Genomic DNA, 25,135 nt, shown 5'->3' with positions numbered 1-25,135 from the left:
TATTGTTAGTCGCCGGCACGCCAGAATGCGTCTCACGATGGTTCATTCAAGGAGAGCGGCGATGACGACGGATACAGGCATGGCGCACCGGCAGGTACTGGTGCTCGGTGCGAGCGGCGGGATTGGCGGGGAAGTCGCGCGGCAGTTGCGCGATGCAGGCTGGCAGGTGCGTGCGCTCAAGCGCGGGCTCGATGCCGAGGTCGTGGAGCGCGACGGCATCGTGTGGATGCGCGGCGATGCGCTGGATCGCGACGCGGTGGTCCGTGCCGCACGCGGCTGCAGCGTGATCGTGCATGCGGTGAATCCGCCCGGATACCGGAACTGGCCGACCCAGGTGCTGCCGATGATCGACAACACGATCGCGGCGGCGACGGGGGCGCAGGCGACCATCGTGCTGCCCGGGACCGTCTACAACTATGGCGCGGATGCGTTCCCGCTGCTGCGGGAGGATGCCCCGCAGCATCCGGCGACCCGCAAGGGCGCGATCCGCGTCGAGATGGAGCGGCGGCTGCAGGACGCGACCGCGCGGGGCGTGCGCACGATCATCGTGCGGGCGGGCGATTTCTTCGGGGCGAGCGCCCGCAACAACTGGTTCTCGCAGGGGCTGATCAAGCCCGGACGGCCCGTCGCGACCGTCAATGTACCGGGGCGGCCGGGCGTCGGCCATCAGTGGTCGTACCTGCCGGACGCCGCCCGCGCGATGGTCGAACTGATCGAACGGCGCGACGCGCTGGAGCCGTTCGCGCGTTTTCATCTGGGCGGGCACTGGGATGCGGACGGCACGCAGATGGCGCAGGCCGTGCAGCGCATCGCGCAGCGGCACGGGGCGCGGCCGGTGGTGCGGCGCTTTCCGTGGTGGCTCGTGTGGGCGGCGGCGCCGTTCGTCACGACGCTGCGCGAGATGCTGGAGATGCGTTACCTGTGGCGCGAGCCGCTGCGGATGGACAACGCGCGCGTCACCGCGGTGCTCGGCCGCGAGCCGGTGACGCCGCTCGATACGGCGGTGGAGGCGACGCTGGCGGGGCTGGGGTGTCTCAAGTGAGCCTGGGCCCTTGCGACGGGCTTCGCCCGGGCACGGGAAAGCGCCGTCGCGCATTGAAGCACCCGCGGGACAACAATTCTCCACATACCCGCGCACGTCCGATGCGCATCATGTCGGTGATACCGATCATGAGAAAACGGGGGCGCGATGTGGCAATTCGGATGGAAAGCGTCGGTTGCGGGAGCAATCGTGTTCACATTGAGCGGGTGTACCAACCTGGCAGGTGTGCTGTACTGCGACAACTCGCAGTTCAACTTTCCGGACTACCGCTGCTTTGAATCGTACAGGTAGGAACGGGCGCGCCGGCCGAGCGCCGCCGCGCGCGTCCCGTGCGGTTTTCCGCTGCCGTTACGCCACGACCGGCAACACCTCGACCGCATACCGGTGCCGCAGGCTGCGCCCGAGCACCGGATCGTGCAGTTCCATCTCGAACGCATCGCCGTCGCCCATCGCCGCGATCGCGCCATGCACGGCGACCGTCCCGCCATACATCGCGCAGCGCGCGGGCATCGTGCGGCGGTCGTCGAAACGCCGCCACAGCACGTCCGGCGCGAGCAGGCCGCTCACCGCGCCGTGCTGGTACGCGACCCGTTCGCCATCGCGCGCAATCAGCCACGCACGCATCTCGATCGCGTCCCAGTGACCGGCGACGTCCGCATACCGCCATGCATCGCGGCCGAGCGGTTTCGCGCATACCTGCTTCGACACCGCGACGCCGTACGCCTCGACCTCGCGATCCGTGTGATCGGACCCGACCGTCACCAGCGTGCCGGCCGGGCTGTCGACGAGCACGCACTCGATCTCGCCGCCCGAGCGCGTACCGAGCACGCCGATCGACGGCGCCTGCGTGAGCAGCGCGGACGATACGCGATAGAAGCACGGCGTGGTCGACGGCGGCGCGACGCCGAGCGCCGCGAGTTCGTCGATATGCGCCTGGATCGCGGCCGGGTCGCGGCCGGCCCAGCCGGCAATCACGACGCGCTCGATGTCGACGTCGACGGCGGCCGGTGCATCTTGCAGGGAAATCACGTTGAACGACAGGGCTTGCATGCGGATATCCATTTGAAGTGCGAAGCAATGAATCGGCTGGCGGCGGCGCTCAATCCTCGAGAGCCCGGTGTGCGGTCTCGCGCGCGGCGAGCAGCGCGATCGACGTGACGACGAGCGCGGCGGTGACGTACAGCGACACGGCGGTCGTCGTGCCCGTCTGCCGGAACAGCGTGGCGATCACGAGCGGCGCGAAGCCGCCGCCGACGATGCCCGCGAGCGTGTAGGCGAGCGACGAGCCCGCATAGCGCACGCGGGTGGGGAACTGTTCGGTCACGAACGCGCCCTGCGGGCCATACATCACCGCATGGATCACGAGACCGACCGCAACCGCCGCGACGATCGCGCCGGGGCGCGCCGAATCGAGCATCGCGAAGAACACGAACGCCCACACGATGCCGGCCAGCGCGCCGGCGAGATAAACGGGCCGGCGGCCGAAGCGGTCCGACAGCGCGCCGAAGAACGGCACCGCGAGTGCGTTGCACGCGGTGCCGATCATCACGGCCGTCAGCGCGACGGGGCGCGACAGGTGCAGCACGGTCGTCACATAGGTCAGCGTGAACACGACGATCAGCGCATACAGCACGTCCGAGCCGATCCGCGAGCCGCCCGCGATCAGCAGACGCTTCCAGTGATACTTCAGCACGTCGGCGACGGGCACGTCGGCGGTCGCGTGCGATTCGGCGAGTTGCTCGAACTGCGGCGTTTCGTCGACGCCGCGTCGCAGCCAGAAACCGAACACGACGAGCAGCGCGCTGGCCGCGAACGGCACGCGCCAGCCCCACGACAGGAAGGCGTCGGACGTGGTCGACAGCGTCACGAGCGCGATGCAGCCGGTGCCGAGCAGCGTGCCGAACGACGGGCCGATCTGCGTCCACGACGCGGACAGCCCGCGCCGCTTCTGGTCGCCGTGCTCGACCGACAGCAGCACCGCGCCGGCCCATTCGCCGCCGAGCGCGACGCCCTGCACGAAGCGCAGCGCGACGAGCAGGACCGGGCTCAGGATACCGGCCTGCGCGTAGGTCGGCAGCGCACCCATCAGCGCGGTCGTCACGCCCATCAGCACGAGCGTGAGCATCAGCACCGCGCGGCGGCCGATGCGGTCGCCGAGGTTGCCGAACACGAAACCGCCGAGCGGGCGCGACACGTAGCCTACCGCATAGGTCGAGAACGCGAGGATCGTGCCGGCCAGCGGATCGACCGACGGGAAGAACAGGTGATTGAAAACGAGCGCGGCGAGCGTGTTGTAGATCGTGAAGTCGTACCACTCGAGCGACGTACCGATCATGCTCGCGGTCGCGAGTCGGCGGGTGCGGACGCGGCGGGGCGCGTGGGCGGCGGGCTGGGCGAGAGTGCTCATGGTATCGGGCGGGTCGTGACGGATGACGGGAGAGGGACCGGCGTGCGGACCGCGTGCGGTGCGGCGAGCGCCGGTGTCGGCGTTCAGGCAGGCAATGCGGCCGCGGCGGCCGGTTCGGCTTCGGCGTCACGGTGCGCAACCCGCGGCGGCGCGGCGGCGCGCCACAGCAGGTCGAACGTGCGGACGTCGTCGTGCCCGGCGAGCGCGGCGGCCACGCGGCGCGTGACGGCTGCGTCGCTGCCTTCGATCAGTACGAGTGCATCGGGGGCCGGGCGGGCGGCCGCATCCGCGCCGATCGGCGCGGACAGGTCGGGCGCGGTGCGGAAGAGTCGTGCGGCGTGGATGCCCGGTTCGTGCAGCGCGTCGTCGAAGCGCGCGCGCAGTGGCGGCACGTCGATGTGCTGCGGCGGCAGCACGAACAGCGCGAGATGCGCGCCTTCGCCGTCGCCGGCCTCGATCGTCAGCTCGCCGACGCGCCGCTGCGTGCCCGTCATGCGTTCGAAGTTCGCGAGCGACCAGGCGGTCTGCTGCGTGAACGCGCGGCGGTACGCGTCGCCGCGGAACACGTCGAGCGCCTCCGTCACGTACAGCGCGAGGTATTTGCGCGGGCCGCCGTCGGTCGCGCGAAAGCGCCGTGCATGCGTGAAGCCGGGAATCGCGACACGTTCCTGCATGTGCTCGCGGTCGTACCACGCGTTGAAGTCGGCTTCGTGCGCGGGGTCGATATCCGTCCAGACGCAAAGCTGGCCGTGCGGGAGGGAAAGGCGGGTCATCGCGGGGTTCCTTGTGACGGGGGTGTCAGGAACCGCAGTGTCCCGAAGACGGGCCGCGCCCGTCCAACAAGAAAACAAATTCGCGGTGAACAGGTTTTCTTATGAGCGGCGCGGGCGGCGTGTCGCGGCGGGGGACGCCGGTGCGGCTCGCGTCGTGCGTTTCGTTTTTGTCGGCGTTGCTGTTGTCGTCCGGCTTGCCTTGCGTGCCGCCGCCGTGTCGATGCGATCGGGCGCGGCCGGGGCGGCAGGCTTTGCGAAGCTCGTAGCCGGGGCCGTTGCACGCGCGACTTCGCTCGCGAGTTCGGCGATGCGCGCGGCCACCGGCAGCCCCTGGCTGCGGTACGTCGCGACGAGCGGCAGCGCGGGGAATTCCGGTTCGACGTCGAGCAGTTCGAGCGCGCCTTCCTGCAGCTCGCGCCCGATGATCGCGGGCGGCAGCGCGGCGACGCCGAAGCCGTCGGCGACGAGGCGGATCATCGCGGCGACCGACGTGATGCAGTTGATGCTGGCCGGCCGCTCGACGGCCGCGAACAGGCGCTCGATCGTCGCATGCGGACCCGAGTGGCGCGAGAAGCTGATGATCGGAAACCCGGCCAGGCGCGCGACGTCGAGCGGCTGGCCGCCGAGCCCGAGGCGCGGGCTCGCGGCCCAGCGTACGGGGAACTCGCACAGCGGCAGGTTCGTGAAGTCGGGGCCCGGCACCGGGTCGGTCTGAAGGATCAGGTCGACGCCGTCGGTGCTGAGCAGACGGGTCAGGTGCAGCGTCGTGTCGCTCGTGATCTCGACGTCGAGGCGCGGATAGCGCTCGCGCAGTTGCGCCATCAGCGCCGGGAACCAGCTGTGCACGATCGACTCGATCACGCCGATCCGGATCAGGCCCGCGTCGCTCGCCGCATCGATGTCGCGGCGCATTTCGCCGTCGAGCCGCACGATCCGCTCCGCATAGGCCAGCATGCGCCGCCCCGCCGGCGTGAGGGTGGCCGAGCGCGTGTTGCGGTCGAACAGGCGCACGTCGAACGCCTCCTCGAGCGACGCGATGCGGCTCGACACGGCGGCCTGCGTCGTGTGCAGCTTTTCGGCCGTGAGCCGGAAGTTTTCCAGCTTCGCGAGCCAGACGAAGGTTTCAAGAAACCGGATGTTCATCGATGTCCGAACGCAGAGGCCGGCCGGGAGCGGCGGCGGGATCGGTCGATGGTAGCGGATTTCCGGGGTGGGAAACGGACGGGCGCCGCGTGTGTCGTCGCGGGTACGGGCGGCCGGCGGCCGACTCGCCGGCTGCCACCCGGTGTCACGCGGGCGGTGTGCCGGCTTGCATCAAAGCCGGTCGAACGCGAGCGTCGGCACGTCGACGGCCATCGCGCCGCCGTCGGCGACGAGCGTCGCGCCGGTGACGAACGACGCATCCGGCGACGCGAGGAACGCGCAGATGGCCGCGATTTCGTCCGGATCGGCCGCCCGCCGCAGCGGCACGTCAGCGCTGACGCGGGCGTACGCGCCGTCGAGCGAATCGCCGTGCGCGGCCATCAGCGGCTCCATTTCCGCGTCGGCCATCGGCGTGCGGACCCAGCCCGGGCAGACGGCGTTCGCGCGCACGCCTTGCGGGCCATAGTCGCGCGCGAGCGAGCGCGCGAGCCCGAGCAGCGCATGCTTGCCGACCGTGTAGCCGCATACGCCGGGCCCGGCCGCGAGCGCCGCGATCGACGCGACCAGCACGATGCTGCCGCGCTGCGCGATCAGGTCGGGGAGGCACGCGCGTGCACTGACGAATGCGGTGTCCAGGTTCGCGTGCATCGCGTCGCGCCACCGCGCATCGTCGGTTTCGTCCGCGCGGCCGACGCCGTGGCCGCCCGCGCATGCGACGAGCGCGTCGATGCGACCGAAGCGTTCGGCGATCCGCGGCAGGAAGCCGGCCCAGTCGGCCGTGCTCGCGGCGTCGCCCGCGAGCGCGAGACCGCCCGTTTCGGCGGCCAGCGCGTCGAGCGGCGCCTGACGGCGCCCGATCAGCACGACGCGGTCGCCGCGGCTGGCGAAGCGGCGCGCGCACGCGGCGCCGATGCCGGTGCCCGCGCCGGTGATCGCGATCGTGCGGGAGGGCGGGTGCGTCATGTCGTTCTCCGGAAAGGTGTCGTGAGCGGCCACTTTAGGCGGCGCCGGCACGCGGCGGTATCCGCCGAAAGGATGAATGAAGGCCGTCCGGACGGCCGGTTCGGTCCTGCCCATTTTGCAAAGGCTGACGATGTCCGGCGCCGAATCGCTCTATCCTCCACATTTTTGGGATAAGTCGCGAAAGCCCGGCAAAATAGCGCGGGCGTACGCGCGCATCGACGCGCGGCGCGTCGGCCGGCCGATTCCGTCGTGCGAGCGGCGCGGCGGGCCGGCAGGAACGGCGCGAGCGTGCATCCGCTGCGCGGGTATCGCGTCCGCCGCTGGATCGAGTCGTCGCGACGTATCGCCCGGTTGCGCGCTGGCGCGGCCGGACCATCGACAAGGACAGGGAGGGGCCGGCAATGAGGCTGGACGACGAAAGAGAAAGCATGAACGTCGAGGATCGCCGCGGCGCCGGCGGTTTCGGCGGCGGGCGTGGTGCGACGATCGGCATCGGCACGATCGTGGTCGCGCTGGCCGCGTCGTATTTCTTCGGGATCGACCCGCGCGTGGTGCTCGAGGGCGCGTCGGCGCTGCAGGGCCGCCAGCAGCAGGCGCAACCCGCGCCGGAGCAACGCCAGGGCGCGCCGGCCGCCGATCCGGGCGCGGTGTTCACGCGCAAGGTGCTCGCCAACATCGAGGACACGTGGACGGGCGTCTTCTCGACCCAGTTGCACGCGCAGTATCAGGCGCCGAAGCTCGTGATGTTCACGAACTCGACGCCGACCGCCTGCGGCACGGGCCAGACGGCGATGGGGCCGTTCTATTGCCCGGCCGACCGCAAGGTATATATCGACCTCGGTTTCTACGACGAACTGCGCAAGCGTTTCGGCGCGGGCGGCGATTTCGCGCAGGCCTACGTAATCGCGCACGAAGTCGGCCATCACGTGCAGAACCTGCTCGGCATTTCCGACAAGGTCGATGCGGCGCGCCGCCGGTCGAGTCAGGCGCGCTCGAACGCGCTGTCGGTGCGGATGGAGCTGCAGGCCGACTGCTTCGCCGGCGTGTGGGCGAACAATGCGCAGCGCGCCAACCAGCGGCTGATGGAGCCGGGCGATTTCGAGCAGGGGCTGAAGGCGGCCGCCGCGATCGGCGACGATCGCCTGCAGCAGCAGGGGCAAGGCTACGTCGTGCCGGAAAGCTTCACGCACGGCACCAGCGAACAGCGCGTGTACTGGCTGCGGCGCGGGATGGAATCGGGCGAGGTGAGCGCCTGCGACACGTTCTCCGCGAACGCGCGCTGAATGATGGCGCGCGCATCGTCGCGCGCGTATCGTCCCGGCCGGACCGGCCACCGTCGCCGGACCGGGACGATTTGCCGATTTGTGCTCACCGGCGCTTTTCGGCGCCGGTAGGCTGGCCCGGACTTCGCTATTCGATCCGTTCGCCCGCCGCCGATTCCACCATGCCGATCCCATCCGTTCCCGTCGATCACGCCGCCGCCGACTGGCCGCGCGCGCTGCGCGCGTGCGTGGAGGTGTTCGACGCGTTCGCGAGCCCGTCCGCGATCGTGTTCTACCGGCTCGACCAGAGCGGCGAACCGGCCGATTTCGAGCTGTTCGGGATGCCGGAATCGATGCATCGCACCTATGTCGCCCGCTACCGGATGCTCGATCCGCTGCATCCGTCGCGCTGCGCGGCCGGTGAGCGCGCGGTCGTGACGCTCGCCTCCCAATTGCCTGACGAAAGACGCGAGGCGTCCGCGTACTGGACCCGTTTCCTGCGGCGCCACGACGTGGCCGACGTCGTCGAGATCTGGCTGCGCGACGCGGGCCGCACGATCGGCGCGTTTTCGCTGTTGCGTTTCGGGACCGGGGACGCGACCGGCCACAGCACGGCAGGGCGGTTCGCGCCCGGCGAAATCGACGCGCTCGCGCGGCTGCAGCCGATGGCCGAAGCCGCGCTGGGCCCGCTGCTGCGCGCGCGGCGGGGGATCCACCGGATCGGCTGCGAGGAGCGGCTCACCTATCGCGAGGAACAGATCGCGCGCCTCGTGCGGGACGGGCGCTCGAACAAGGAGATCGCGCGCGATCTCGCGCTCGGGCAACCGACGATCAAGACCCACCTGATGCGCATGTATCGCAAGCTCGGCGTGTCGAACCGTACCGAACTGGTCGGGGCGCTGTTTCTGTAGTCGTCCTGCAAGCGGGGCCCCGACGTCGTGCAGTACCATGCACGATCGTCGTTTCGATAACAATCAAAGGGCCGGGAAAATGGATGTCGCACTCACTGCCGCTTCGCTGGTGGTCGTCGCCTTGAGCATTGCGCTGCCGATCTTCATCGTCAGAACCGTGCGAAGCGGGACGTACGATTCGCTGTATTTTCTGATCCCGCTGGCACTCGGGGTGTACTGGCTGGACTACCAGGCATACGACTTCCTTGCGTCGATGTCGCAGGGTTTCAAGAACTAGCCTGTCGGCCCACTCCTCCGTCACGCCCCGCCATCCTATCCGCGGGGTTCGAACCCGCCGCCTTCCGTCACGCGCTGCCAATTTGCGCTCACCGGGCGCGATCCCTCGTCGATACAGTGGTCCGACGCCCGCGTGCCTCACCGGCACGCGGTCCAGCCACGACAATCATCGAGACGCCCATGAGCAACACGAACTTCGTCGCCGTCAGCGACACCGTGCGCACCTTCGTCGCGCGCGATTTCGGCCTCTTCATCGACGGCGACATGCAGCCCGCGCAATCGGCTGCGCGGCTCGACGTGTACGACCCCGCGACGGGCGAGCGGCTCGCGACGGTCGCGGACGCCGACGCTCGCGACGTCGACCGCGCGGTCGCCAGCGCGAAGCGCGCGTTCGACACGCGCGTATGGAGCGGGCTGCGCCCGGCCGACCGCGAACGCATCCTGCTGAAACTCGCCGACCTGATCGAAGGCGACGCCGAGACGCTCGCCCAGCTGGAAACGCTGAACCAGGGCAAGTCGATCCACGTGTCGCGCGCGATCGAGGTCGGCGCGAGCGTCGAATACGTGCGCTACATGGCAGGCTGGGCGACCAAGATCACCGGCCAGACGCTCGACGTGTCGATCCCGTTCCCGCCCGGCGCGCGCTATACGGCCTACACGCGCAAGGAGCCCGTCGGCGTGGTCGCCGCGATCGTGCCGTGGAATTTCCCGCTGATGATCGCCGTGTGGAAGCTGATTCCCGCTCTCGCGGCCGGCTGCACGATCGTGCTGAAGCCGTCGCCGGAAACGCCGCTCACCGCGCTGCGCCTCGCCGAACTCGCCCGCGAGGCCGGCGTGCCGCCCGGCGTGTTCAACGTCGTCACGGGCGGCCGCGTCTGCGGCTCGGCGCTCGCGAGCCACCCGTCGATCGCGAAGATCTCGTTCACGGGCTCGACCGCGACCGGCAAGCTGGTCGGCGCGGCGGCCGTGCAGAACATGACGCGTTTCTCGCTCGAGCTCGGCGGCAAGAACCCGATCGTGATGCTCGATGACGTCGACGTCGCGCAGGCGCTCGACGGGGTCGCCGCCGGCGCGTTCTTCAACCAGGGGCAGGTGTGCGCGGCCGCGTCGCGCCTCTATGTGCACCGCAGCAAGTTCGCGCAGCTCGCCGACGGCCTCGCCGGCGTCGCGCAGTCGATGAAGCTCGGCGCGGGCCTCGACACGACCGCGCAGATCAATCCGCTCGTGTCCGCGCATCATCGCGACAAGGTCGTCCAGCACATCGAAGGCGCGCGCCGCGCGGGCCTCACGTTCCTCGCGGGCGGCACGCCGGCCGACGACCTGCCCGGCTACTACGTGAAGCCGGCCGTGATCGCCGATCCGCATCCGGACAGCGCGATCGTGCGCGACGAGGTGTTCGGCCCCGTGATCGTCGTGGTGCCGTTCGACGACGCGGCCGACGCCGTGCGTCTCGCGAACGCGTCGCCGTACGGCCTTGCCGCGAGCGTCTGGAGCAACGACCTGAAGCGCGTGATGAACCTCGTGCCGCAGATCGAGGCCGGCACCGTCTGGGTGAACTGCCATATCCCGCTCGATCCGTCGATGCCGTTCGGCGGCTACAAGCAATCGGGCATCGGCCGCGAATTCGGCCAGTACGCGATCGAAGGCTTCACCGAAACCAAATCCGTCTGCATCGCGCACTGACGCGCGGCGCGGCCCCCGAATCCGAACGACCCAGGTTCAAACGATCCGACAGTGGAGATTGCAATGAGCTACAACGAAGCGAAATTCTGGCACCCGATGGTGCACCCGAACGAGATGAAGCAGCGCAAGCCGATCCGCATCGTGCGCGGCGACGGCTGCTACGTGTTCGACGAACAGGGCCGCAAGCTCGTCGACGGCGTCGCGGGCCTGTGGAACGTGAACGTCGGCCACAACCGCCAGGAGGTGAAGGACGCGATCGTGCGCCAGCTCGACGAGCTCGAATACTTCCAGCTGTTCGACGGCATTTCGCATCCGCGCGCGGAAGAACTGTCGAAGAAGGTGATCGACATGCTCGAACCCGAAGGGATGCGCCGCGTGCTGTACAGCTCGGGCGGCTCCGATTCGATCGAGACCGCGCTGAAGATCGCGCGCCAGTACTGGAAGGTGCGCGGCCAGGCCGACCGCACGAAGTTCATTTCGCTGAAGCAGGGCTATCACGGCACGCACTTCGGCGGCGCGTCGGTCAACGGCAACACGGTGTTCCGCCGCAACTACGAACCGAACCTGCCCGGCTGCTTCCACGTCGAGACGCCGTGGCTGTACCGCAACCCGTTCACGCAGGATCCCGAGGAACTCGGCCGGATCTGCGCGGAACTGCTCGAGCGCGAGATCCAGTTCCAGAGCCCCGACACGGTCGCCGCGTTCATTGCGGAGCCGATCCAGGGCGCGGGCGGCGTGATCGTGCCGCCGGCCAACTACTGGCCGCTCGTGCGCGAGGTGTGCGACCGCTACGGCGTGCTGCTGATCGCCGACGAGGTCGTGACGGGCTTCGGCCGCAGCGGCAGCCTGTTCGGCAGCCGCGGCTGGGGCGTGCGCCCGGACATCATGTGTCTCGCGAAGGGGATCTCGTCGGGCTACGTGCCGCTCGGCGCGACGGTCGTGAATGCGCGGATCGAGGAGGCATTCGCGGCGAACGCCGATTTCGGCGGCGCGATCATGCACGGCTACACGTATGCGGGCCACCCGGTCGCATGCGCGGCCGCGATCGCGAGCCTCGACATCGTCGTGAAGGAAGACCTGCCGGCGAATGCGGCGAAGCAGGGGGCGTATCTGCTCGAGGCGCTGAAGCCGTTCGCGGAGCGTTTCGCGGCGGTCGGCGAGGTGCGCGGCAAGGGGCTGATGCTCGCGCTCGACCTCGTCGCGAACAAGGACACGCGCGAGCCGATCGACCCGCTGTCAGGCTATGCGAACGCGGTCGCGGAAGTCGTCCGCGAGAACGGCGTGCTGGTGCGCCCGGTCGGCACCAAGATCATCCTGTCGCCGCCGCTCGTGATCCAGCGCGAGCAGCTCGACCGGATCGTCGACGCCCTCGCGGCGGGCTTCGAGGCCGTGCCGTTCGCGTGACGGCGTAGCCGCATGAAGGCAAACCGGCGGCGGGACGCGCGAACGCCGCCGCGGGTTTGCCGATTTGCGCTATGACCTGGTTTTTTTGCCTGCGTATTTTTTCGACATCGGATCACGCCGTGATCGACAGGGGTCCGGGAACGAAGTGCTGAAGCGCCGCCCCGGGCCGATCGCAAGGCAAATTTGGCACCAGCCGCCGACGAAGCGCGGGTTCGGGCCAGCACTGGAAGGAGACGAAGATGTCGGGATGGTCAGGCGTTTCCGGCGCCGCGGGCGACACGTCCGCCGGCTCGCCGGCGCAAGCGGGCGGCGGCACCGCGCTGAAGGCCGGTGCGGTCGGTTTTCCGACCGCGCTGGCGAGCGCCGTCGGCCTCATCATGGCGAGCCCGGTGATCCTCACCGCGACGTCGGGCTTCGGGATGGGCGGCTGGGCGTTCGCGGTCGCGATGATCATCGCGTTCGTGATGATGCAGGCGCAGGCCACCACGTTCTCCGAAGCCGCCGCGATGCTGCCGACGGCCGGCTCGGTCTACGATTATCTGTCGTGCGGGCTCGGCCGCTTCTGGGCGATCACCGGCACGATTTCCGCGTATTTCCTCGTGCACGTGTTCGCCGGCACGGCCGAGACGATCCTGAGCGGCATCATGGCGCTGGTCAACTTCGAATCGCTGAACGCGGCGTTCGAGAAGCACAACAGCTCGTGGCTCGTCGGCGTCGGCCTCGTGGTCACGTTCGCGGTCACCAACATCGTCGGCATCAAGGTGTTCAGCAAGCTGGAGATCGTGCTGACGGCCGGCATGTGGCTGTCGCTGATGATCTTCGGGATCCTCGGTCTCGCGGCCGCGCCCGCCGTGCATCTCGACGGCTGGTTCGGCGGCTCGGAAGTCGGCACGTCGGTGCCGGCCGTGCTGTCGCTCGTCGGGATGGCGATGTTCATGTTCGTCGGCTGCGAGTTCGTCACGCCGCTCGCGCCGGAAATGAAGGCGCCGGGCAGGACGATTCCGCGCGCGATGGCGCTCGGCCTCGTCGGCGTCGCGATCTGCATGTTCCTGTACGGCGCGGCGATCCGCCGCCAGGTCGCGAACGTGCCGGTGAGCCCCGACGGCCTCACGCACCTGCTCGACACGCCGGGCGCGATTCCCGCGTTCGCGCTGCAGGTGCTCGGCCCGTTCGGCCGCGTGTGGTTCGGCATCGCGTTCCTGTGCGCGGGCGCCGCGACGATCAACACGCTGATGGCCGGGCTGCCGCGCATCCTGTACGGGATGGCGATCGACGGCGCGCTGCCGCGCTGCTTCGCATACCTGCATCCGCGCTTCAAGACGCCCGTGGTCGGCATCGTGGCGGCGGCGATCGTGCCGATCTTCCACGCGTGGCTGATCAACGGCAATCTCGACAGCATCCTGCACCTCGTGCTCGCCGCGACCTGCGCGTGGGGCACCGCGTACCTGCTGGTCACGGCATCGGTCGTGATGCTGCGCATCCGCCGCCCGGACCTGCCGCGCCCGTACCGGTCGCCGCTGTTCCCGCTGCCGCAGATCGTGTCGAGCGTCGGCATCGTGCTCGCGATCTGGTACATCACGCCGCCGGGCATGAACGCGCGCGACATCTACGTGCCGTTCGGCGCGATGCTCGGGCTCACCGCGCTGTACGCGCTGTTCTGGACGCTCGTCGTGCAGCGCCGGCATCCGTTCAGGCCGGTGCCGGTCGAGGAAGTGCTGCGCAACGAGCACGTTGCGTCGTGAAGGCCGCGCTCGCCCGCTGGCGCGCGGCGCCCGACGCGCCGCCGCCCGGTCATCGGCCCGGCGCGATCGCCGCGCGGGTGCTGGCCGACCTGCAGGCCGCGCGCGAGGCCGACGATATGGGCGGCGCCACGGCGTGCCTGCCGAACGGCGTGCGCGTGAGTGTCGACGAGCGCGTCGAGCGGCAGTTCCTGATGCATACGGTCAGCGTGAAGGTGGCCGCGACCGTGCGCGGGCCGGCCGCGCAGGGTAGCGCCCGCGTGCGGCAGACCGGCTGGCTGCGCCGGACGGGGATCGACGGGGTACGCGACTCGGAATGCGACCCCGTATTCGCTGACACGCTGACCGCGCTGGTCGCCGAGCCGTCGCTGGTCGACGCGCTGCGGCCGCTGCACCTGACCGAGTGCACGATCGGCGCGCGCGACGGCCGCTGGACGCTCGCGATCGTGCCGTTCGGCGGCAGCGAGGTCGTGAACCGGATGCCGTCGTTTCGCCGCTACGTCCGGCTGACCGGCGAGCAGGCCGCCGCGCTGTCGGCGGCCTTGCTTGCGTTCGAAACCGCACTACGCAGGATTTTGCGAGGGTAAGCTGTGGCGCTGCGTGCCGTGCGAATCCGGCGGCCGCATCCAGGACCAAGGGTTTTACCGGAGATGCCGATGCTGTTCCAGTCACGCTCACACGAAGACGTGCACGATCACGGGCTCGCGATCGCGGGCTGGCATCAGGTCTACCGCCAGATGACGCCCGGCCCCTTCAAGGGCACCGTCACGCAGGTGCTGTACGACGATTTCCACTTCTTTCGCGAAACCACCAACCGGCGCGTCGCGCAAACCGGGCTTGCGCCGGCCGGGCGCACGTCGCTCGCGGTGCCGTTGTCCGTCCCGCTCGCGGGTACCTTCCAGGGCCAGCCGGTCGACGGTTATGCGCTGCTCGCGCTGCGCGCCGGCGAGGATTTCGAATTCCACACGCCGGAAGGAATGGGGCTCGTCGGGATCAGCGCGGCGTCCGACATGGTCGACGAGCTGTGCGAGGCCGAATTCGGCGCGGCCGGCGCGCGCAAGCTGCGGCACGTGACGCGGCTGTCCGACGAACAGGGCGTTGCGCTCGGCGTGCGGCTGTCGGCGCTGATCGACGACGCGCAGCGCAACCCGGGCCACCTCGAGCACGCGGCCACGCGCAAGATGTTCCGCGACGCGATGCTCGGCATGTTCCTCGATGCCCTCGAGCAGGGTATCGGCGTCGAGCGCCGCGACATCACGCATGCCACCTACAGCGATATCGTGAGCCGTTGCGAGAAGCATCTGCGCGACCGGCCCGAGGAGCCCGTCACCGTGCTCGAACTGTGCCGCGCGCTGCGCTGCAGCCGCCGGACGTTGCAGACGAGTTTTCAACGCGTGGCCGACGTCACGCCGGTCGGCTACCTGCGCACGATCCGGCTGAACGCGGTGCGCCGCATGCTGCGCACGACGTCGGCGCAGCAGCTCGGCGTCGGCGAGGCCGCCGCGAGCTGGGGATTCACGCATCTCGGCTATTTCGCGCGAGAGTATCGCGACCTGTTCGGCGAACTGCCTTCCCAGACGACGCGCCCCGAATGATGCGCGCTGCCCGCGACGGCGCCGCCGGGCAGCGTCGCGGGCAGTGCAATCCACCGTTTGCCGATTTGCGATAGAGGTCCTGAATTTTCGCTGGATAGAGTCCCGTCACCCATATCGACAACGCCATCGATTTGCACTGCGAATCGATGAACACAGAGGGCGGGACATGAAAATCGGACGACGACTGGCCGCAGCCGCGGCGACGCTGGGTTGCATGCACGCACACGCGCAGACCTCGGGAAGCGTGACGCTGTACGGCACCGTGGATACCGGCATCATCTACTCGACGAACCAGCAGTTCACGCGTGCGGACGGCAGCACGGGCGGCGGCCATGCATGGCAGATGGGCGGCGGCAACCTCGTGCCGTCGCGCTTCGGTTTCCAGGGCGCCGAGCCGCTGGGCGGGGGGCTCGACGCGGTGTTCACGCTCGAGCAGCAGTTCCTGTCCGCGAACGGGCAGGCGCTGCAGGGCGGCACGGCGTTCAGCCGGCAGGCGTGGGTGGGGTTGCGCCAGGACGGCATCGGCACGCTCGGTCTCGGCCGCCAGTACGACTCGTACACCGACATGCTCGGCGCGTACGTGTCGAGCAACAACTGGGCGACGCCGTACGGCTCGCATCTCGGCGACGTCGACAACCTGAATGCCGCATTCAACTTCAACAACGCGGTGAAGTTCACCAGCGCCGATTTCCACGGGCTCACGTTCGGCGGCACGTTCAGCTTCGGCGGGCAGGCCGGCGACTTTTCCGCGAAGCGCGGTTATGCGGTGGCCGCGACGTACACGCGTGCGCCGGTGGCGTTCTCGGTCGGCTATCTCGACCTGCACCAGCCGCTCGACGCGGCGCTCGGCGGCGCGAGCGGCTACATCGGCGATTTCGCGTGCAGCAACGCGGGCGCGATGTACTGCCTGCTGCAGGATGCGGGCTCGATGCGCGCGTTCGGCGCGGGCGGCTCGGTCGCGCTCGGCGCGGCGACGGTCGCGTTGACGTACACGCATACGCGCCTCGGCGACAGCCGCTATTTCTCGACCGCCGCGCAGCCGCGCACGCAGGCGTTCACGTTCGACATCGGCGAGCTGAACGTCACGTACATGTTCACGCCGGCGCTGCAGGGCGGCGTCGCGTACATCTTCAACGCGGCCCATACCGACGGGCGCGGCACGACGCGCTTTCATCAGGTGAATGTCGGCACGAACTACAGCCTGTCGAAGCGCACCGCGCTGTACGCGGTCGCGATCGGCCAGATCGCCAGCGGCACGGGGCTCGGCACCGATGCGAACGGCAACGCGGTGAACTACGCGCAGATCCCGGTGCTCGCGAACAGCAACGCGAGCCGGCAACTGGCCGTGATGGCCGGGATCCGCGTGAACTTCTGACCGGGGCGCAGGGGCGGAGCGGCAGGCGGGGCGGGGCAGCCGGGTGCGGCGGCGGCCGTTCCCGCCGTGTGCCACAAATTCTTAACGATCGGCGTGAACAATGGCGTTCGCATCCGGCGGCCAGCCGCGTCACCCGCGTTGCACACGTGTGCAACGCCTGGCCGCTCCGCCACCACGCCGAACGAGAGAGACCTCATGACCTTGCTGAGCCGCCTGCGCGCGCTGTCCGCCGCCCTTGCGCTTTCCTTCGCCGCCACGCACGCCGCTGCGGCCGATCTCGTCATCGCGGGCCGCGACGACATTTACGGCAAGGGGCTGGCCGAAGCCGTCGCCGGCTTCAACAAGCTGCACCCGGGCACCGAGATCGAGCTGCTCAAGCTGCCGAACACGAACCTGTACCAGAAGCTCAAGCTGTCGATGCGCGAAGGCACCGGCACGTACGACCTCGTGATGATGGACGACACGTGGGCGCCCGAATTCATCGGCAACGGCTGGCTGAAGCCGCTGCCGGCATCGCTCGCGGACGCCGATCTCGTGCCGTCCGCCGTCGCGCTCGGCCGCAACGCGGCCGGTGCGCTGTACGCGCTCCCGATCGTCGGCAACGTCGAGATGTTCGCGTACCGCAAGGACCTGCTCGCGAAATACAAGCTGCAGCCGCCGCGCAACTGGGACGACGTGCTGAAGATCGCGCAGACCGTCGGCGGCGCGGACAAGAGCGTGTCGGGCGTCGTGTTTCGCGGGACCAAGGGCAATCCCGTCGTGACGGGCTTCCTGCCGATCCTGTGGGCGTACGGCGGCGACGTGTTCGACCAAGCCGGCAACGTGACGATCGATTCGCGCGAAGCGCAGGCCGCGCTGAAGACGTTCCTCGCGCTGAAGGCGTCCGCACCGAAGGACGTCGACGTGTACGGCGCCGCGGAAGTGCGCGACGCGCTGCAGCGCGGGACGGCCGCGCAGTCGATCGAGGTGTGGCCGGCGTGGGTGCCGGCGCTCGACGATCCGAAGCAGTCGCGCGTGGTCGGGCAGATCGCGCTGCAGCCGCCGCCCGGGCAGGCCGCCGGCCCGGCGCCGATGCTCGGCATCTGGCAGATGGGCATTCCGAAGGACGCACCGCACGCGAAGCTCGCGCAGGACTTCCTCGCTTACCTGACCGCGCGCGATACGCAGACGCGCCTCGCCGGCATCGGCATTCCGCCGACCCGCCGCAGCGTGTTCAATGATCCGGCGCTGGTGCGCCAGTACCGCTGGTATCCCGATCAGCTGAAGGCGCTCGAAGCCGGCCGCGCACGGCCGCGCGTGAAGGACTGGCAGCAGGTCGAGAGCATTCTCGGCGACCAGCTGCAGCTCGCGCTGACCGGGCAGGCCGCCCCCGACGCCGCGCTGCGCCAGGCGCAGCAGAAGATCGCGCAGGCGACGGCCGCGGCCGGCAAGTGACCGCCCGCGTCAACCCGGTGGCCGGAGGTCGCGCATGAAGTCCTTCGGCCGCAGCCTGCCGTTCGTCGCCCTGCTCGGGCCCGCGCTGCTGGTGCTCGCCGCGCTCGCGCTGTATCCGGTCGCGCAGGTGCTGATCGATTCGTTCTGTCAGGTCGACTACTCGGCCGGGCGCCGCGCGTTCACGGGGCTCGCGAACTACCGCGCGGTGCTCGGCGATGACGCGTTCGCGGCCGGCTTCGGCAACACGCTGCGCTTCACGATCGTCGCGTCGCTCGCCGAAGTCGCGCTGGGCTTCGGTCTCGCGCTGCTGTTCGTGCGGGCATTTCCGGGCCGGCGCATCGCGCTGCCGCTCGCGATCCTGCCGATGATGCTGTCGACGCTCGTGTGCTCGGCGATCTGGCGCAACTGGCTGAACTTCGACGGCTTCCTGAACACGCTGCTCGCGGCGTTCGGCATCGAAGGCGTGCGCTGGCTGTCCGATCCGCATCTCGCGCTCTGGTCGCTCGCGCTCGTCGACGTCTGGCAGTGGACGCCGATGGCGTTCCTGATCGTGCTGGCCGGGCTGCAGTCGATTCCGCAGGAGCTGTACGAGGCCGCGCGCACCGACGGCGCGAGCGAGTGGCAGTGCCTGCGCGACATCACGCTGCCGCTCGCGGCGCCGCAGATCGGCCTCGCGCTGCTGCTGCGCTCGATCGATACGTTCAAGCTGTTCGACAAGGTCTATGCGCTGACGGGCGGCGGCCCCGGCAATGCGACGCAGACGTTGTCGACCTATATCTACGACACGGGCTTCCGCTTCTTCAACGTCGGCCCGGCCAGCGCCGCGTCGGTGCTGATGCTCGCGGCATCCGCGGTGCTGGTTTCGGGGTACGTATGGCAGACGGTTCGCAAGCGGCGCGCATGACGGCGCATCCCGCACGCGTCAGGGGCCCACGCACGGGCGCCGCATTCGGTCGCGCGGTGCCGTGGGGTTTGCGCGTCGTCGCGCTCGCGCTGTTGCTGCTGCCCTGCCTGTGGATGGCCGGCGCGGCTTTCATGCCGACGCTCGAACGCCTCGATCATCCGCTGCGGATCTGGCCGGCCGCGCCGACCCTCGAGCATTTCGCGTCGGTGTGGTCCAACGGCATCGGTGCGCCGCTGCTCAATTCGCTGCTGGTCGGCTTCGGCACGACGCTGCTCGCGCTGGCGCTCGCGTTTCCGGCCGCGTATGCGCTCGTGCGGCTCCGGTTTCCGGCGCGGCTCGACTTGCTGTTCCTGGTGCTCGTGCTGGCGTTGAAGCTGATGCCGCCGATCACGATCGCGGTGCCGTTGTTCGCACTGGCGAAGCGGCTGCACCTGCTCGATTCGACGTTCGGCCTCATGCTCGCGTACCAGATCTATGCGTTGCCGATGGCGATCTGGATGCTGCTCGCGTTCGTTCGCGAAGTGCCGATCGAGTACGAAGAGGCGGCCTGCATCGACGGTGCGGGGCTCGCGCGGCGGCTCGTGCAGATCGTGCTGCCGTTGTGCGCGCCGGGGCTGATCGCGACCGCGATCTTCGTGTTCATCGCCGCATGGAACGAGTTTCTGATCGCATTGCTGTTCGTGTCGACGCCGAGCCGCTTCACGCTGCCGCTCGCGATTGCCGGCTACGTGACGGAGAACGGCATCGACTGGGGCGACCTGATGAGCGCGGGGCTGATGGCGTCGCTGCCCACGCTGGCCGTGGCCGGCTATGTGCAGCGCTATCTGCTGCGCGGGTTTGCGGGCGGGCTGAAGTGACGCGCGGCCGCGCCGCGCCCGATGTCACGCCGTCACGCGCAGCTGTCCCGCACCACCTGCGCGACCGGCACGACGCGCGTGCGCGACGGGCCGTCGAACGTCTGCATGCGGTCGGCGAGCAGGTCGATCGCCGCGTGCGCGAGGCCGCGCGTGTCCTGCCGGAGCGTCGTCAGCCGATACGCGTCGTATTCGGCGGCGGGGATGTCGTCGAAGCCGATCACGCACAGGTCGTCCGGCACGCGCAAGCCGAATTCGCTGCGCGCGACGTCGATCACGCCGAGCGCGAGCAGGTCGGACGAGCAGAACACGCCGTCGGGCCGTTCGCTCGCGGCGAACAGTTGCCGCGCCGCGTCGATCCCGCTGGCATGGGTATCGGACGGCGTGTCGAGCACGCGGGCGAGCGTCGCGTCGAACGCGTCGCCTCGCCCGAGCGCCTGCTCGAATGCCGCGGCGCGCGACCGCGCGCTGTAGCTGGCCCCGCGCGGCCCGACGAACGCGAGCCGGCGCGCGCCGGCCCGCACGAGCCGCTGCGCCGCCTGGACGGCGCCCGCCGCGTTGTCGCTGACGACGACATCGGCCCCCGGCAGGTTCGCCTCGCGATTGATCATCACGACCGGAATCCGGTGTTCGAGGTACTGCTGCGCGACCGACAGCGGCGGCGACGCGGACGTCATCACGAGCCCCGCGATCCGGTAGCTGAGCAGTTGTTCCAGCGATTGCCTGACCTGGCGCGGATCTTCCGCGTTGGTCACGAGCGGCGTCAGCGCGCGCTGCCCGAGCGTGGCCATCAGGTCCGACAGCAGCCGCGCGCGAAACGGGTTCTCGAACCCGGCCGTGACGACGCCGATCATGCTGCTGCGCTGCGTGATCATGTCGCGCGCGATCAGGTTGACCTGGTAGCCGAGCGCACGCGCGGCGGCCATCACGCGTTCGCGTGTTTGCGGTGCGATGCTCGCCGTCGGCGAAAATGCGCGCGATACCGCGGAGCGCGAGACGCCGGCCCGCGCCGCGACATCCGACGCCGTCACCCACGGTTTTCTTTCCTTGTCATTCATCGATTCATGATCCCTTCGCGCCACGAAACGTGCATGCCGCTCGCCGACTGGATGTCGGCGCTCGACGATGCGCGGCTGCTGCATACGCTGACCCTACCGGGCAGCCATGACACCTGTGCGTATACGGTCGACGATGCGCTCGTGCGCACGCAGCGCGCGCCGCTCGACGCGCAGCTCGCGCACGGCGTGCGGCTGCTCGACATCCGCTGCCGGCACGTGCGCGACGCGTTCGACATTCATCACGGCGGTATCGCGCTGGGGATGACGTTCGACGACGTGCTGGCAAGCTGTGCGCGCTTTCTCGACGCGCATCCGCGCGAATGCATCGTGATGTCGGTGAAGGACGAGTGGCCGGCACAGGCGTGCACGCGCGGGTTCGACGCGACGTTCGACGCGCATCGCGCGCGGCACCCGCGGCTGCGCTGGCATGCCGGCGGCACGCTGCCCGCGCTCGGCGACGTGCGCGGCGCGATCGTGCTGCTGCGGCGCTTTCGCAGCGGCCGGCCGCTCGGCATCGACCTGACTGCGTGGCCCGACAACGCGACGTTCACGATCGATCATCCGGACGGCGCGTTCGTGATCCAGGACGAATATCGCGTGCCGGTGGCCGCATCGATCGCGTGGAAGTGGCGCGCGATCGACGCGCTGCTGACGCACCTGCCGGTGCCGGACAGCGGCCGCTGGGCGATCAGTTTCTGCAGCGGGACGGGAATGGGCGCGAATCCTTCCGTGGTGGCGCACGGCGACGGCAGGGTGCCCGGCATTCATGCGAGGCTGGCCGAGCGGTTGCACGCGCAGCGCGGCCCGCATGGCGCGATGCTGCTCGATTTCTGCGACGACGACGACTGGGCGCTGGTGCGCGCGCTGATCGAATGTAACGACCACGTGCCGGAGCAGGGCGTCTGGCGCAAGGCGTTTCGCTGTTAGTCAGCGCAGGTTCGCGTTGAAGAACGCGAGCGCCTTCGCGTCGAGCGTCCGGTGGAAGGCCGCGCGATCGAAGCCCTTTGCGTCGGTGCAGATGTCGGGCGCGTCGCGCGCCAGCTGCTCGGGGCACGGCGCCAGGAATGCGAAATGCGCGGCATTCGGCACGACGTGGAATTCCGGCCGCTGCGGCAGCAGGGCCGCCAGCGCGGGCGCCATTTCCGGCACCACGCCGTCGCCGCCGGCCTCGGAGGCCCAGAGCTGGATCGGCGCATGCACGTCCTTCAGCGTGTCGGCGCTCGGGAATGCGTCGAACGGGTCGGCGAGCACGTAGGCCTTGATGCGCGGATCGTGCGTCAGCGGCGCTTTCGGCACGTCACCGTCGCGGATTTGCCGGCAGATCGGCCATGCCGGGTCCGGGCAGGCGAGCGCCGCATGCACGAAATCCGGGTTGGCGCCGGCCAGCACGAGGCCCGTGTAGCCGCCGCGCGAAAATCCGAAGAAGCCGATGCGGGTCGGGTCGGTTCGTGCGGCATCCGGCGCCTTGTCCAGCATGTAGTCGACCAGGCGCTTGATGTCGGCCGGACGCTCGACGAAGTCGCTCAGATCGGCCGCGCGGCTCATGTCGGAGAACGTGTCGCCCGGATGGTTGATCGCCGCGACGACGTAGCCCGCGTCGGCAAGCGTTTCCGCGAGGTCGTGATGGCCGAGGAACGTGCCGCCGTGGCCGTGCGAGATCACGACGAGCGGCAGCTTGTCGCCGGCGGTCGGGCAGTCGCGCTGCCCTTGCAGCACGAAGGGGCCGATCGTGAGCGGCCGGCCGGGGGCGGCGCAGGGTGTCCAGATGGCCGCCCGCACCGCGGGGCCGCGGGTGTCGGCCGGAATCGTGACGAACTTGACGCCGGCCGCATGCGCGATCGTGGCGGACAGGCAGAGCAGGACGGCCGATAGCCAGGTTTTCATGTGCAATCCCGGGCAAGGGCGGGCGCCGCGATACGCGCCGGACGGAAGCGCTTACCGCGTCGCGATCGCCACTGCCGCGGAGGCCATCGCGGTCGCGCTCGTGCGGTTCGCGATCCGTTTCGCACGCGTCGATGTCAGGAACGTGCGTGCACGCGATGCGAGCAGCGACCAGAAGCAGTCGGCAAGAATCAGCACGGCGAGCATCGTGCCGACGAGTTCGGCCCACGCAGCGACACTGACATGCGCGAGATCGACGATGGTCGGCAGGAGTGCGAGATAGAACACCATGATCTTCGGATTGCCGAGCGTCACGAGCATGCCGGCGACGAACATGCGCCACGGCGACTGGCCGCGCGGCAGGTCGTCCGCGCCCGTGTCGGTGGGCGCGATCCACATTTTCCACGCGAGGAACAGCAGGTACGCGACGCCAAGCAGCTTCAGCACGAACAGGCCCGTTGCGAACGTGCGCGCGAACGCCGACAGCCCCGCGACCGCGAGCGTGAGCCACAGCGCTTCGCCGAGCCACATTGCCATGAGGAACGGCAGAACGTCGCGGATGCCGTTCGTCAGCACGCGCGCGACGAGCGCGGCGACGCTCGGTCCGGGCGTGCCCGCGGTGACGAGCAGGGCGAAGGCGAAGACGGTGAGCGTGGACAGCGTCATGGCGGGCCTCGGGAGTGGGACGTTCGAAACGTATGAAGTATCGATTATAGTGACGGCCGTTCCAGCCTGCCTGAATTGCCGTCATGACAGCATCGATCCTGATTCGTCCCGCCACGCGCGAGGACGCGGCCGCGATGGCCGCCGTGGAAGTCGCCGCCGCGCAGCGGTTTCGCGAAATCGGCATGGCCGACATCGCCGACGGCGAGCCGACCGACGCGGCCGCCGTGCTCGCGCGCATCGACGCCGGCCGAGCGTATGTCGCGGTCGATCAGCAGGGGACGTGCGTCGGGTTCGCGTTCTACCGGCTGCTCGACGCGCGGCGCCTGTATCTGGAGGAACTGGATGTCGCGCCGTCGCATGCCGGACAGCGGATCGGCGCGCGCCTGATCGAACAGGTGAGGGCGCGCGCGGTGCAGGAGCACGTCGAGCAGGTGCTGCTGTCGACGTTTCGCGATGCGCCGTGGAATGCGCCGTACTACGCGCGCCTCGGTTTCGACATCGTCGACGACGCATCGCTCGACGATACGCTGCGCGCGATTCGCGCGCACCACGTTGCGCTCGGCCTCGACGAAACGCGGCGCGTGTTCATGCGCGCGGACGTGCGCGCCTGAACACGTGCTGCCTGGCCGTCAGGCCGCGTCGCTCAGCGCCGGGTAGTCGGTGTAACCCGTTTCGCCTTCCGCGTAGAACGTCTCCGGTACCGGCTGGTTGAGCGGTGCGCCGAGTTCGAGGCGGCGCGGCAGGTCCGGGTTCGCGATGAACAGCTTGCCCCAGGCGATCGCGTCGGCGCTGCCGCTGGCGAGCGCGGCTTGCGCGGTGGCGAGCGTGAACTGCTCGTTCGCGATCAGCGGGCCGCCGAACGCTTCCTTCAGGCGCGGGCTCAGGTGGTCGCCCGAATACGATTCGCGCGTGAAGATGAACGCGATCTTGCGGCGGCCGAGCTCGCGAGCGACGTAACCGAACGTGGCCGCCGGATCGGAATCGCCCATCGTGTGCGCGTCGCCGCGCGGTGCGAGGTGCACGCCGACGCGGCCGGCGCCCCACACGTCGATCGCGGCGTCGACCACTTCGAGCAGCAGGCGCGCGCGGTTCTCGATCGGGCCGCCGTACGCGTCGGTGCGGTGGTTGGTGCTGTCCTGCAGGAACTGGTCGAGCAGGTAGCCGTTCGCGCCGTGGATCTCGACGCCGTCGAAGCCGGCGGCCTTCGCGTTCTCGGCACCCTTGCGGTAGGCGGCGACGATACCCGGGATTTCGTCGAGCTCGAGTGCGCGCGGCGTCACGTACGGACGCTGCGGACGCACGAGGCTCACGTGGCCGCCCGCGGCGATCGCGCTCGGCGCGACCGGCAGGTCGCCGTTCAGGAACACCGGATCGGAGATCCGGCCGACGTGCCAGAGCTGCAGCACGATGCGCCCGCCGGCCGCATGCACGGCCTGCGTCACCTGCTTCCACCCTTCGACCTGCTCGTCGGACCAGATGCCCGGTGTGTCCGCATAGCCGACGCCCTGCGGCGTGACCGACGTTGCTTCGGTAATGATCAGGCCGGCCGACGCGCGTTCGCTGTAGTAGCGCGCCATCAGCGCATTCGGCACGCGCGTCGTGCCCGCACGGGCGCGGGTGAGCGGCGCCATCACGATGCGGTTCGGCAGGCTCAGGTCGCCGAGGGTAACGGGGTCGAACAGTGTAGGCATGGCAGATAACCTCTTCTCGAAAGGCGGGGAAGCCGGCGCGTCATGTGCGATGGCGCCCCGCATGGCCGGTTGGG

The 25,135-nt window shown here is 69.6% G+C and carries 24 protein-coding genes; 15 read left to right on the top strand and 9 right to left on the bottom strand.

The window, feature by feature from the left end; genetic code table 11:
* Window positions 1-61 precede the first annotated feature (61 nt).
* A complete protein-coding gene (locus AC0KUR_RS05675; RefSeq protein WP_473375514.1) occupies window positions 62-1,042 on the top strand; it encodes an NAD-dependent epimerase/dehydratase family protein in 981 nt (326 codons plus the stop codon).
* 348 nt (window positions 1,043-1,390) lie between these two features.
* Here AC0KUR_RS05675 and AC0KUR_RS05670 read toward each other — a convergent pair whose 3' ends face one another.
* The 5 genes from AC0KUR_RS05670 to AC0KUR_RS05650 form a co-directional block, all read right to left on the bottom strand.
* Entirely contained in the window at window positions 1,391-2,092 is a 702-nt protein-coding gene (locus AC0KUR_RS05670) for a DUF2848 domain-containing protein (protein ID WP_034189531.1), read from the bottom strand.
* A gap of 49 nt (window positions 2,093-2,141) precedes the next feature.
* Window positions 2,142-3,449, bottom strand: a complete 1,308-nt coding sequence (locus AC0KUR_RS05665; RefSeq protein ID WP_049033354.1) for an MFS transporter — start codon at window positions 3,447-3,449, stop codon at window positions 2,142-2,144.
* 83 nt (window positions 3,450-3,532) lie between these two features.
* Entirely contained in the window at window positions 3,533-4,222 is a 690-nt protein-coding gene (locus AC0KUR_RS05660; RefSeq protein ID WP_124607731.1) for a DUF4286 family protein, read from the bottom strand.
* Between the two features lie 99 nt (window positions 4,223-4,321).
* On the bottom strand, window positions 4,322-5,365 hold the full coding sequence (locus AC0KUR_RS05655) for a LysR family transcriptional regulator (RefSeq protein WP_367188599.1): 1,044 nt from the start codon (window positions 5,363-5,365) through the stop codon (window positions 4,322-4,324).
* Window positions 5,366-5,536: 171 nt separating this feature from the next.
* Window positions 5,537-6,328, bottom strand: a complete 792-nt coding sequence (locus tag AC0KUR_RS05650) for an SDR family NAD(P)-dependent oxidoreductase (protein WP_069706898.1) — start codon at window positions 6,326-6,328, stop codon at window positions 5,537-5,539.
* Between the two features lie 401 nt (window positions 6,329-6,729).
* On the opposite strand from AC0KUR_RS05650, the gene ypfJ reads away from it, so the two are divergent.
* The 12 genes from ypfJ (at window position 6,730) to AC0KUR_RS05590 (ending at window position 19,768) form a co-directional block, all read left to right on the top strand.
* A complete protein-coding gene (ypfJ, locus tag AC0KUR_RS05645; protein ID WP_034189460.1) occupies window positions 6,730-7,611 on the top strand; it encodes a KPN_02809 family neutral zinc metallopeptidase in 882 nt (293 codons plus the stop codon).
* A 161-nt stretch (window positions 7,612-7,772) separates the two neighbouring features.
* Complete coding sequence (locus tag AC0KUR_RS05640; protein ID WP_473375513.1) at window positions 7,773-8,501, top strand: helix-turn-helix transcriptional regulator; 729 nt, start codon at window positions 7,773-7,775, stop codon at window positions 8,499-8,501.
* 37 nt (window positions 8,502-8,538) lie between these two features.
* Window positions 8,539-8,778: a hypothetical protein gene (locus AC0KUR_RS05635; protein ID WP_226194094.1), complete on the top strand. Its 240-nt coding sequence runs from the start codon at window positions 8,539-8,541 to the stop codon at window positions 8,776-8,778.
* A gap of 179 nt (window positions 8,779-8,957) precedes the next feature.
* The gene (locus AC0KUR_RS05630) at window positions 8,958-10,460 is read left to right on the top strand and encodes an aldehyde dehydrogenase family protein (RefSeq protein ID WP_034189463.1); all 1,503 of its coding nucleotides are present in this window, start codon (window positions 8,958-8,960) and stop codon (window positions 10,458-10,460) included.
* A 63-nt stretch (window positions 10,461-10,523) separates the two neighbouring features.
* Entirely contained in the window at window positions 10,524-11,864 is a 1,341-nt protein-coding gene (locus tag AC0KUR_RS05625) for an aminotransferase class III-fold pyridoxal phosphate-dependent enzyme (RefSeq protein ID WP_473375512.1), read from the top strand.
* A 239-nt stretch (window positions 11,865-12,103) separates the two neighbouring features.
* Window positions 12,104-13,606, top strand: a complete 1,503-nt coding sequence (locus AC0KUR_RS05620) for an APC family permease (RefSeq protein ID WP_034189465.1) — start codon at window positions 12,104-12,106, stop codon at window positions 13,604-13,606.
* On the top strand, window positions 13,603-14,190 hold the full coding sequence (locus tag AC0KUR_RS05615; protein WP_034189466.1) for a DUF3156 family protein: 588 nt from the start codon (window positions 13,603-13,605) through the stop codon (window positions 14,188-14,190). The genes AC0KUR_RS05620 and AC0KUR_RS05615 overlap by 4 nt, the downstream gene beginning before the upstream one ends.
* 69 nt (window positions 14,191-14,259) lie before the next feature.
* Window positions 14,260-15,198 carry a helix-turn-helix domain-containing protein gene (locus AC0KUR_RS05610; RefSeq protein WP_034189533.1) on the top strand — a complete coding sequence of 313 codons (939 nt, stop codon included), beginning with the start codon at window positions 14,260-14,262 and terminating at the stop codon, window positions 15,196-15,198.
* Between the two features lie 166 nt (window positions 15,199-15,364).
* Window positions 15,365-16,573 carry a porin gene (locus tag AC0KUR_RS05605; protein ID WP_034189467.1) on the top strand — a complete coding sequence of 403 codons (1,209 nt, stop codon included), beginning with the start codon at window positions 15,365-15,367 and terminating at the stop codon, window positions 16,571-16,573.
* 195 nt (window positions 16,574-16,768) lie between these two features.
* Window positions 16,769-18,007, top strand: coding sequence for an ABC transporter substrate-binding protein (locus AC0KUR_RS05600; RefSeq protein ID WP_473375511.1), 1,239 nt, complete (start codon window positions 16,769-16,771; stop codon window positions 18,005-18,007).
* Between the two features lie 34 nt (window positions 18,008-18,041).
* A complete protein-coding gene (locus AC0KUR_RS05595; RefSeq protein WP_034189469.1) occupies window positions 18,042-18,911 on the top strand; it encodes a carbohydrate ABC transporter permease in 870 nt (289 codons plus the stop codon).
* Window positions 18,881-19,768 carry a carbohydrate ABC transporter permease gene (locus tag AC0KUR_RS05590; protein WP_176730099.1) on the top strand — a complete coding sequence of 296 codons (888 nt, stop codon included), beginning with the start codon at window positions 18,881-18,883 and terminating at the stop codon, window positions 19,766-19,768. Before AC0KUR_RS05595 ends, AC0KUR_RS05590 begins: the two co-directional genes overlap by 31 nt.
* A gap of 32 nt (window positions 19,769-19,800) precedes the next feature.
* On the opposite strand, the gene AC0KUR_RS05585 is transcribed toward AC0KUR_RS05590, so the two are convergent.
* Window positions 19,801-20,823, bottom strand: a complete 1,023-nt coding sequence (locus tag AC0KUR_RS05585) for a LacI family DNA-binding transcriptional regulator (protein WP_473375510.1) — start codon at window positions 20,821-20,823, stop codon at window positions 19,801-19,803.
* A 6-nt stretch (window positions 20,824-20,829) separates the two neighbouring features.
* Here AC0KUR_RS05585 and AC0KUR_RS05580 point away from each other — a divergent pair, with 6 nt between their 5' ends.
* Window positions 20,830-21,750, top strand: a complete 921-nt coding sequence (locus AC0KUR_RS05580; RefSeq protein ID WP_156444737.1) for a phosphatidylinositol-specific phospholipase C — start codon at window positions 20,830-20,832, stop codon at window positions 21,748-21,750.
* On the opposite strand, the gene AC0KUR_RS05575 is transcribed toward AC0KUR_RS05580, so the two are convergent.
* Window positions 21,751-22,707: an alpha/beta hydrolase family protein gene (locus AC0KUR_RS05575; protein ID WP_367188593.1), complete on the bottom strand. Its 957-nt coding sequence runs from the start codon at window positions 22,705-22,707 to the stop codon at window positions 21,751-21,753.
* Window positions 22,708-22,758: 51 nt separating this feature from the next.
* On the bottom strand, window positions 22,759-23,370 hold the full coding sequence (locus AC0KUR_RS05570) for a LysE family translocator (protein ID WP_034189472.1): 612 nt from the start codon (window positions 23,368-23,370) through the stop codon (window positions 22,759-22,761).
* Between the two features lie 83 nt (window positions 23,371-23,453).
* Here AC0KUR_RS05570 and AC0KUR_RS05565 point away from each other — a divergent pair, with 83 nt between their 5' ends.
* Window positions 23,454-23,981 (top strand): GNAT family N-acetyltransferase, encoded by a 528-nt coding sequence (locus tag AC0KUR_RS05565; RefSeq protein WP_059556752.1) that lies wholly within the window; start codon window positions 23,454-23,456, stop codon window positions 23,979-23,981.
* Window positions 23,982-23,999: 18 nt separating this feature from the next.
* On the opposite strand, the gene AC0KUR_RS05560 is transcribed toward AC0KUR_RS05565, so the two are convergent.
* Window positions 24,000-25,061: an alkene reductase gene (locus tag AC0KUR_RS05560; RefSeq protein WP_473375509.1), complete on the bottom strand. Its 1,062-nt coding sequence runs from the start codon at window positions 25,059-25,061 to the stop codon at window positions 24,000-24,002.
* Between the last annotated feature and the right edge of the window lie 74 nt (window positions 25,062-25,135).

The sequence above is a fragment of the Burkholderia sp. YHN3-13 genome (assembly GCF_055810675.1).
The sequence above is the reverse complement of the archived record's forward strand: the minus strand, read 5'-3'. Positions and strand labels throughout refer to the sequence as shown.

Coding starts and splice junctions, on each gene's coding strand:
- AC0KUR_RS05675 (WP_473375514.1), top strand. CDS start 62: ATGACGACGGATACAGGCATGGCGCACCGGCAGGTACTGGTGCTCGGT.
- AC0KUR_RS05670 (WP_034189531.1), bottom strand. CDS start 2,092: ATGCAAGCCCTGTCGTTCAACGTGATTTCCCTGCAAGATGCACCGGCC.
- AC0KUR_RS05665 (WP_049033354.1), bottom strand. CDS start 3,449: ATGAGCACTCTCGCCCAGCCCGCCGCCCACGCGCCCCGCCGCGTCCGC.
- AC0KUR_RS05660 (WP_124607731.1), bottom strand. CDS start 4,222: ATGACCCGCCTTTCCCTCCCGCACGGCCAGCTTTGCGTCTGGACGGAT.
- AC0KUR_RS05655 (WP_367188599.1), bottom strand. CDS start 5,365: ATGAACATCCGGTTTCTTGAAACCTTCGTCTGGCTCGCGAAGCTGGAA.
- AC0KUR_RS05650 (WP_069706898.1), bottom strand. CDS start 6,328: ATGACGCACCCGCCCTCCCGCACGATCGCGATCACCGGCGCGGGCACC.
- ypfJ (WP_034189460.1), top strand. CDS start 6,730: ATGAGGCTGGACGACGAAAGAGAAAGCATGAACGTCGAGGATCGCCGC.
- AC0KUR_RS05640 (WP_473375513.1), top strand. CDS start 7,773: ATGCCGATCCCATCCGTTCCCGTCGATCACGCCGCCGCCGACTGGCCG.
- AC0KUR_RS05635 (WP_226194094.1), top strand. CDS start 8,539: ATGCACGATCGTCGTTTCGATAACAATCAAAGGGCCGGGAAAATGGAT.
- AC0KUR_RS05630 (WP_034189463.1), top strand. CDS start 8,958: ATGAGCAACACGAACTTCGTCGCCGTCAGCGACACCGTGCGCACCTTC.
- AC0KUR_RS05625 (WP_473375512.1), top strand. CDS start 10,524: ATGAGCTACAACGAAGCGAAATTCTGGCACCCGATGGTGCACCCGAAC.
- AC0KUR_RS05620 (WP_034189465.1), top strand. CDS start 12,104: ATGTCGGGATGGTCAGGCGTTTCCGGCGCCGCGGGCGACACGTCCGCC.
- AC0KUR_RS05610 (WP_034189533.1), top strand. CDS start 14,260: ATGCTGTTCCAGTCACGCTCACACGAAGACGTGCACGATCACGGGCTC.
- AC0KUR_RS05605 (WP_034189467.1), top strand. CDS start 15,365: ATGAAAATCGGACGACGACTGGCCGCAGCCGCGGCGACGCTGGGTTGC.
- AC0KUR_RS05600 (WP_473375511.1), top strand. CDS start 16,769: ATGACCTTGCTGAGCCGCCTGCGCGCGCTGTCCGCCGCCCTTGCGCTT.
- AC0KUR_RS05595 (WP_034189469.1), top strand. CDS start 18,042: ATGAAGTCCTTCGGCCGCAGCCTGCCGTTCGTCGCCCTGCTCGGGCCC.
- AC0KUR_RS05590 (WP_176730099.1), top strand. CDS start 18,881: ATGGCAGACGGTTCGCAAGCGGCGCGCATGACGGCGCATCCCGCACGC.
- AC0KUR_RS05585 (WP_473375510.1), bottom strand. CDS start 20,823: ATGAATGACAAGGAAAGAAAACCGTGGGTGACGGCGTCGGATGTCGCG.
- AC0KUR_RS05580 (WP_156444737.1), top strand. CDS start 20,830: ATGATCCCTTCGCGCCACGAAACGTGCATGCCGCTCGCCGACTGGATG.
- AC0KUR_RS05575 (WP_367188593.1), bottom strand. CDS start 22,707: ATGAAAACCTGGCTATCGGCCGTCCTGCTCTGCCTGTCCGCCACGATC.
- AC0KUR_RS05570 (WP_034189472.1), bottom strand. CDS start 23,370: ATGACGCTGTCCACGCTCACCGTCTTCGCCTTCGCCCTGCTCGTCACC.
- AC0KUR_RS05565 (WP_059556752.1), top strand. CDS start 23,454: ATGACAGCATCGATCCTGATTCGTCCCGCCACGCGCGAGGACGCGGCC.
- AC0KUR_RS05560 (WP_473375509.1), bottom strand. CDS start 25,061: ATGCCTACACTGTTCGACCCCGTTACCCTCGGCGACCTGAGCCTGCCG.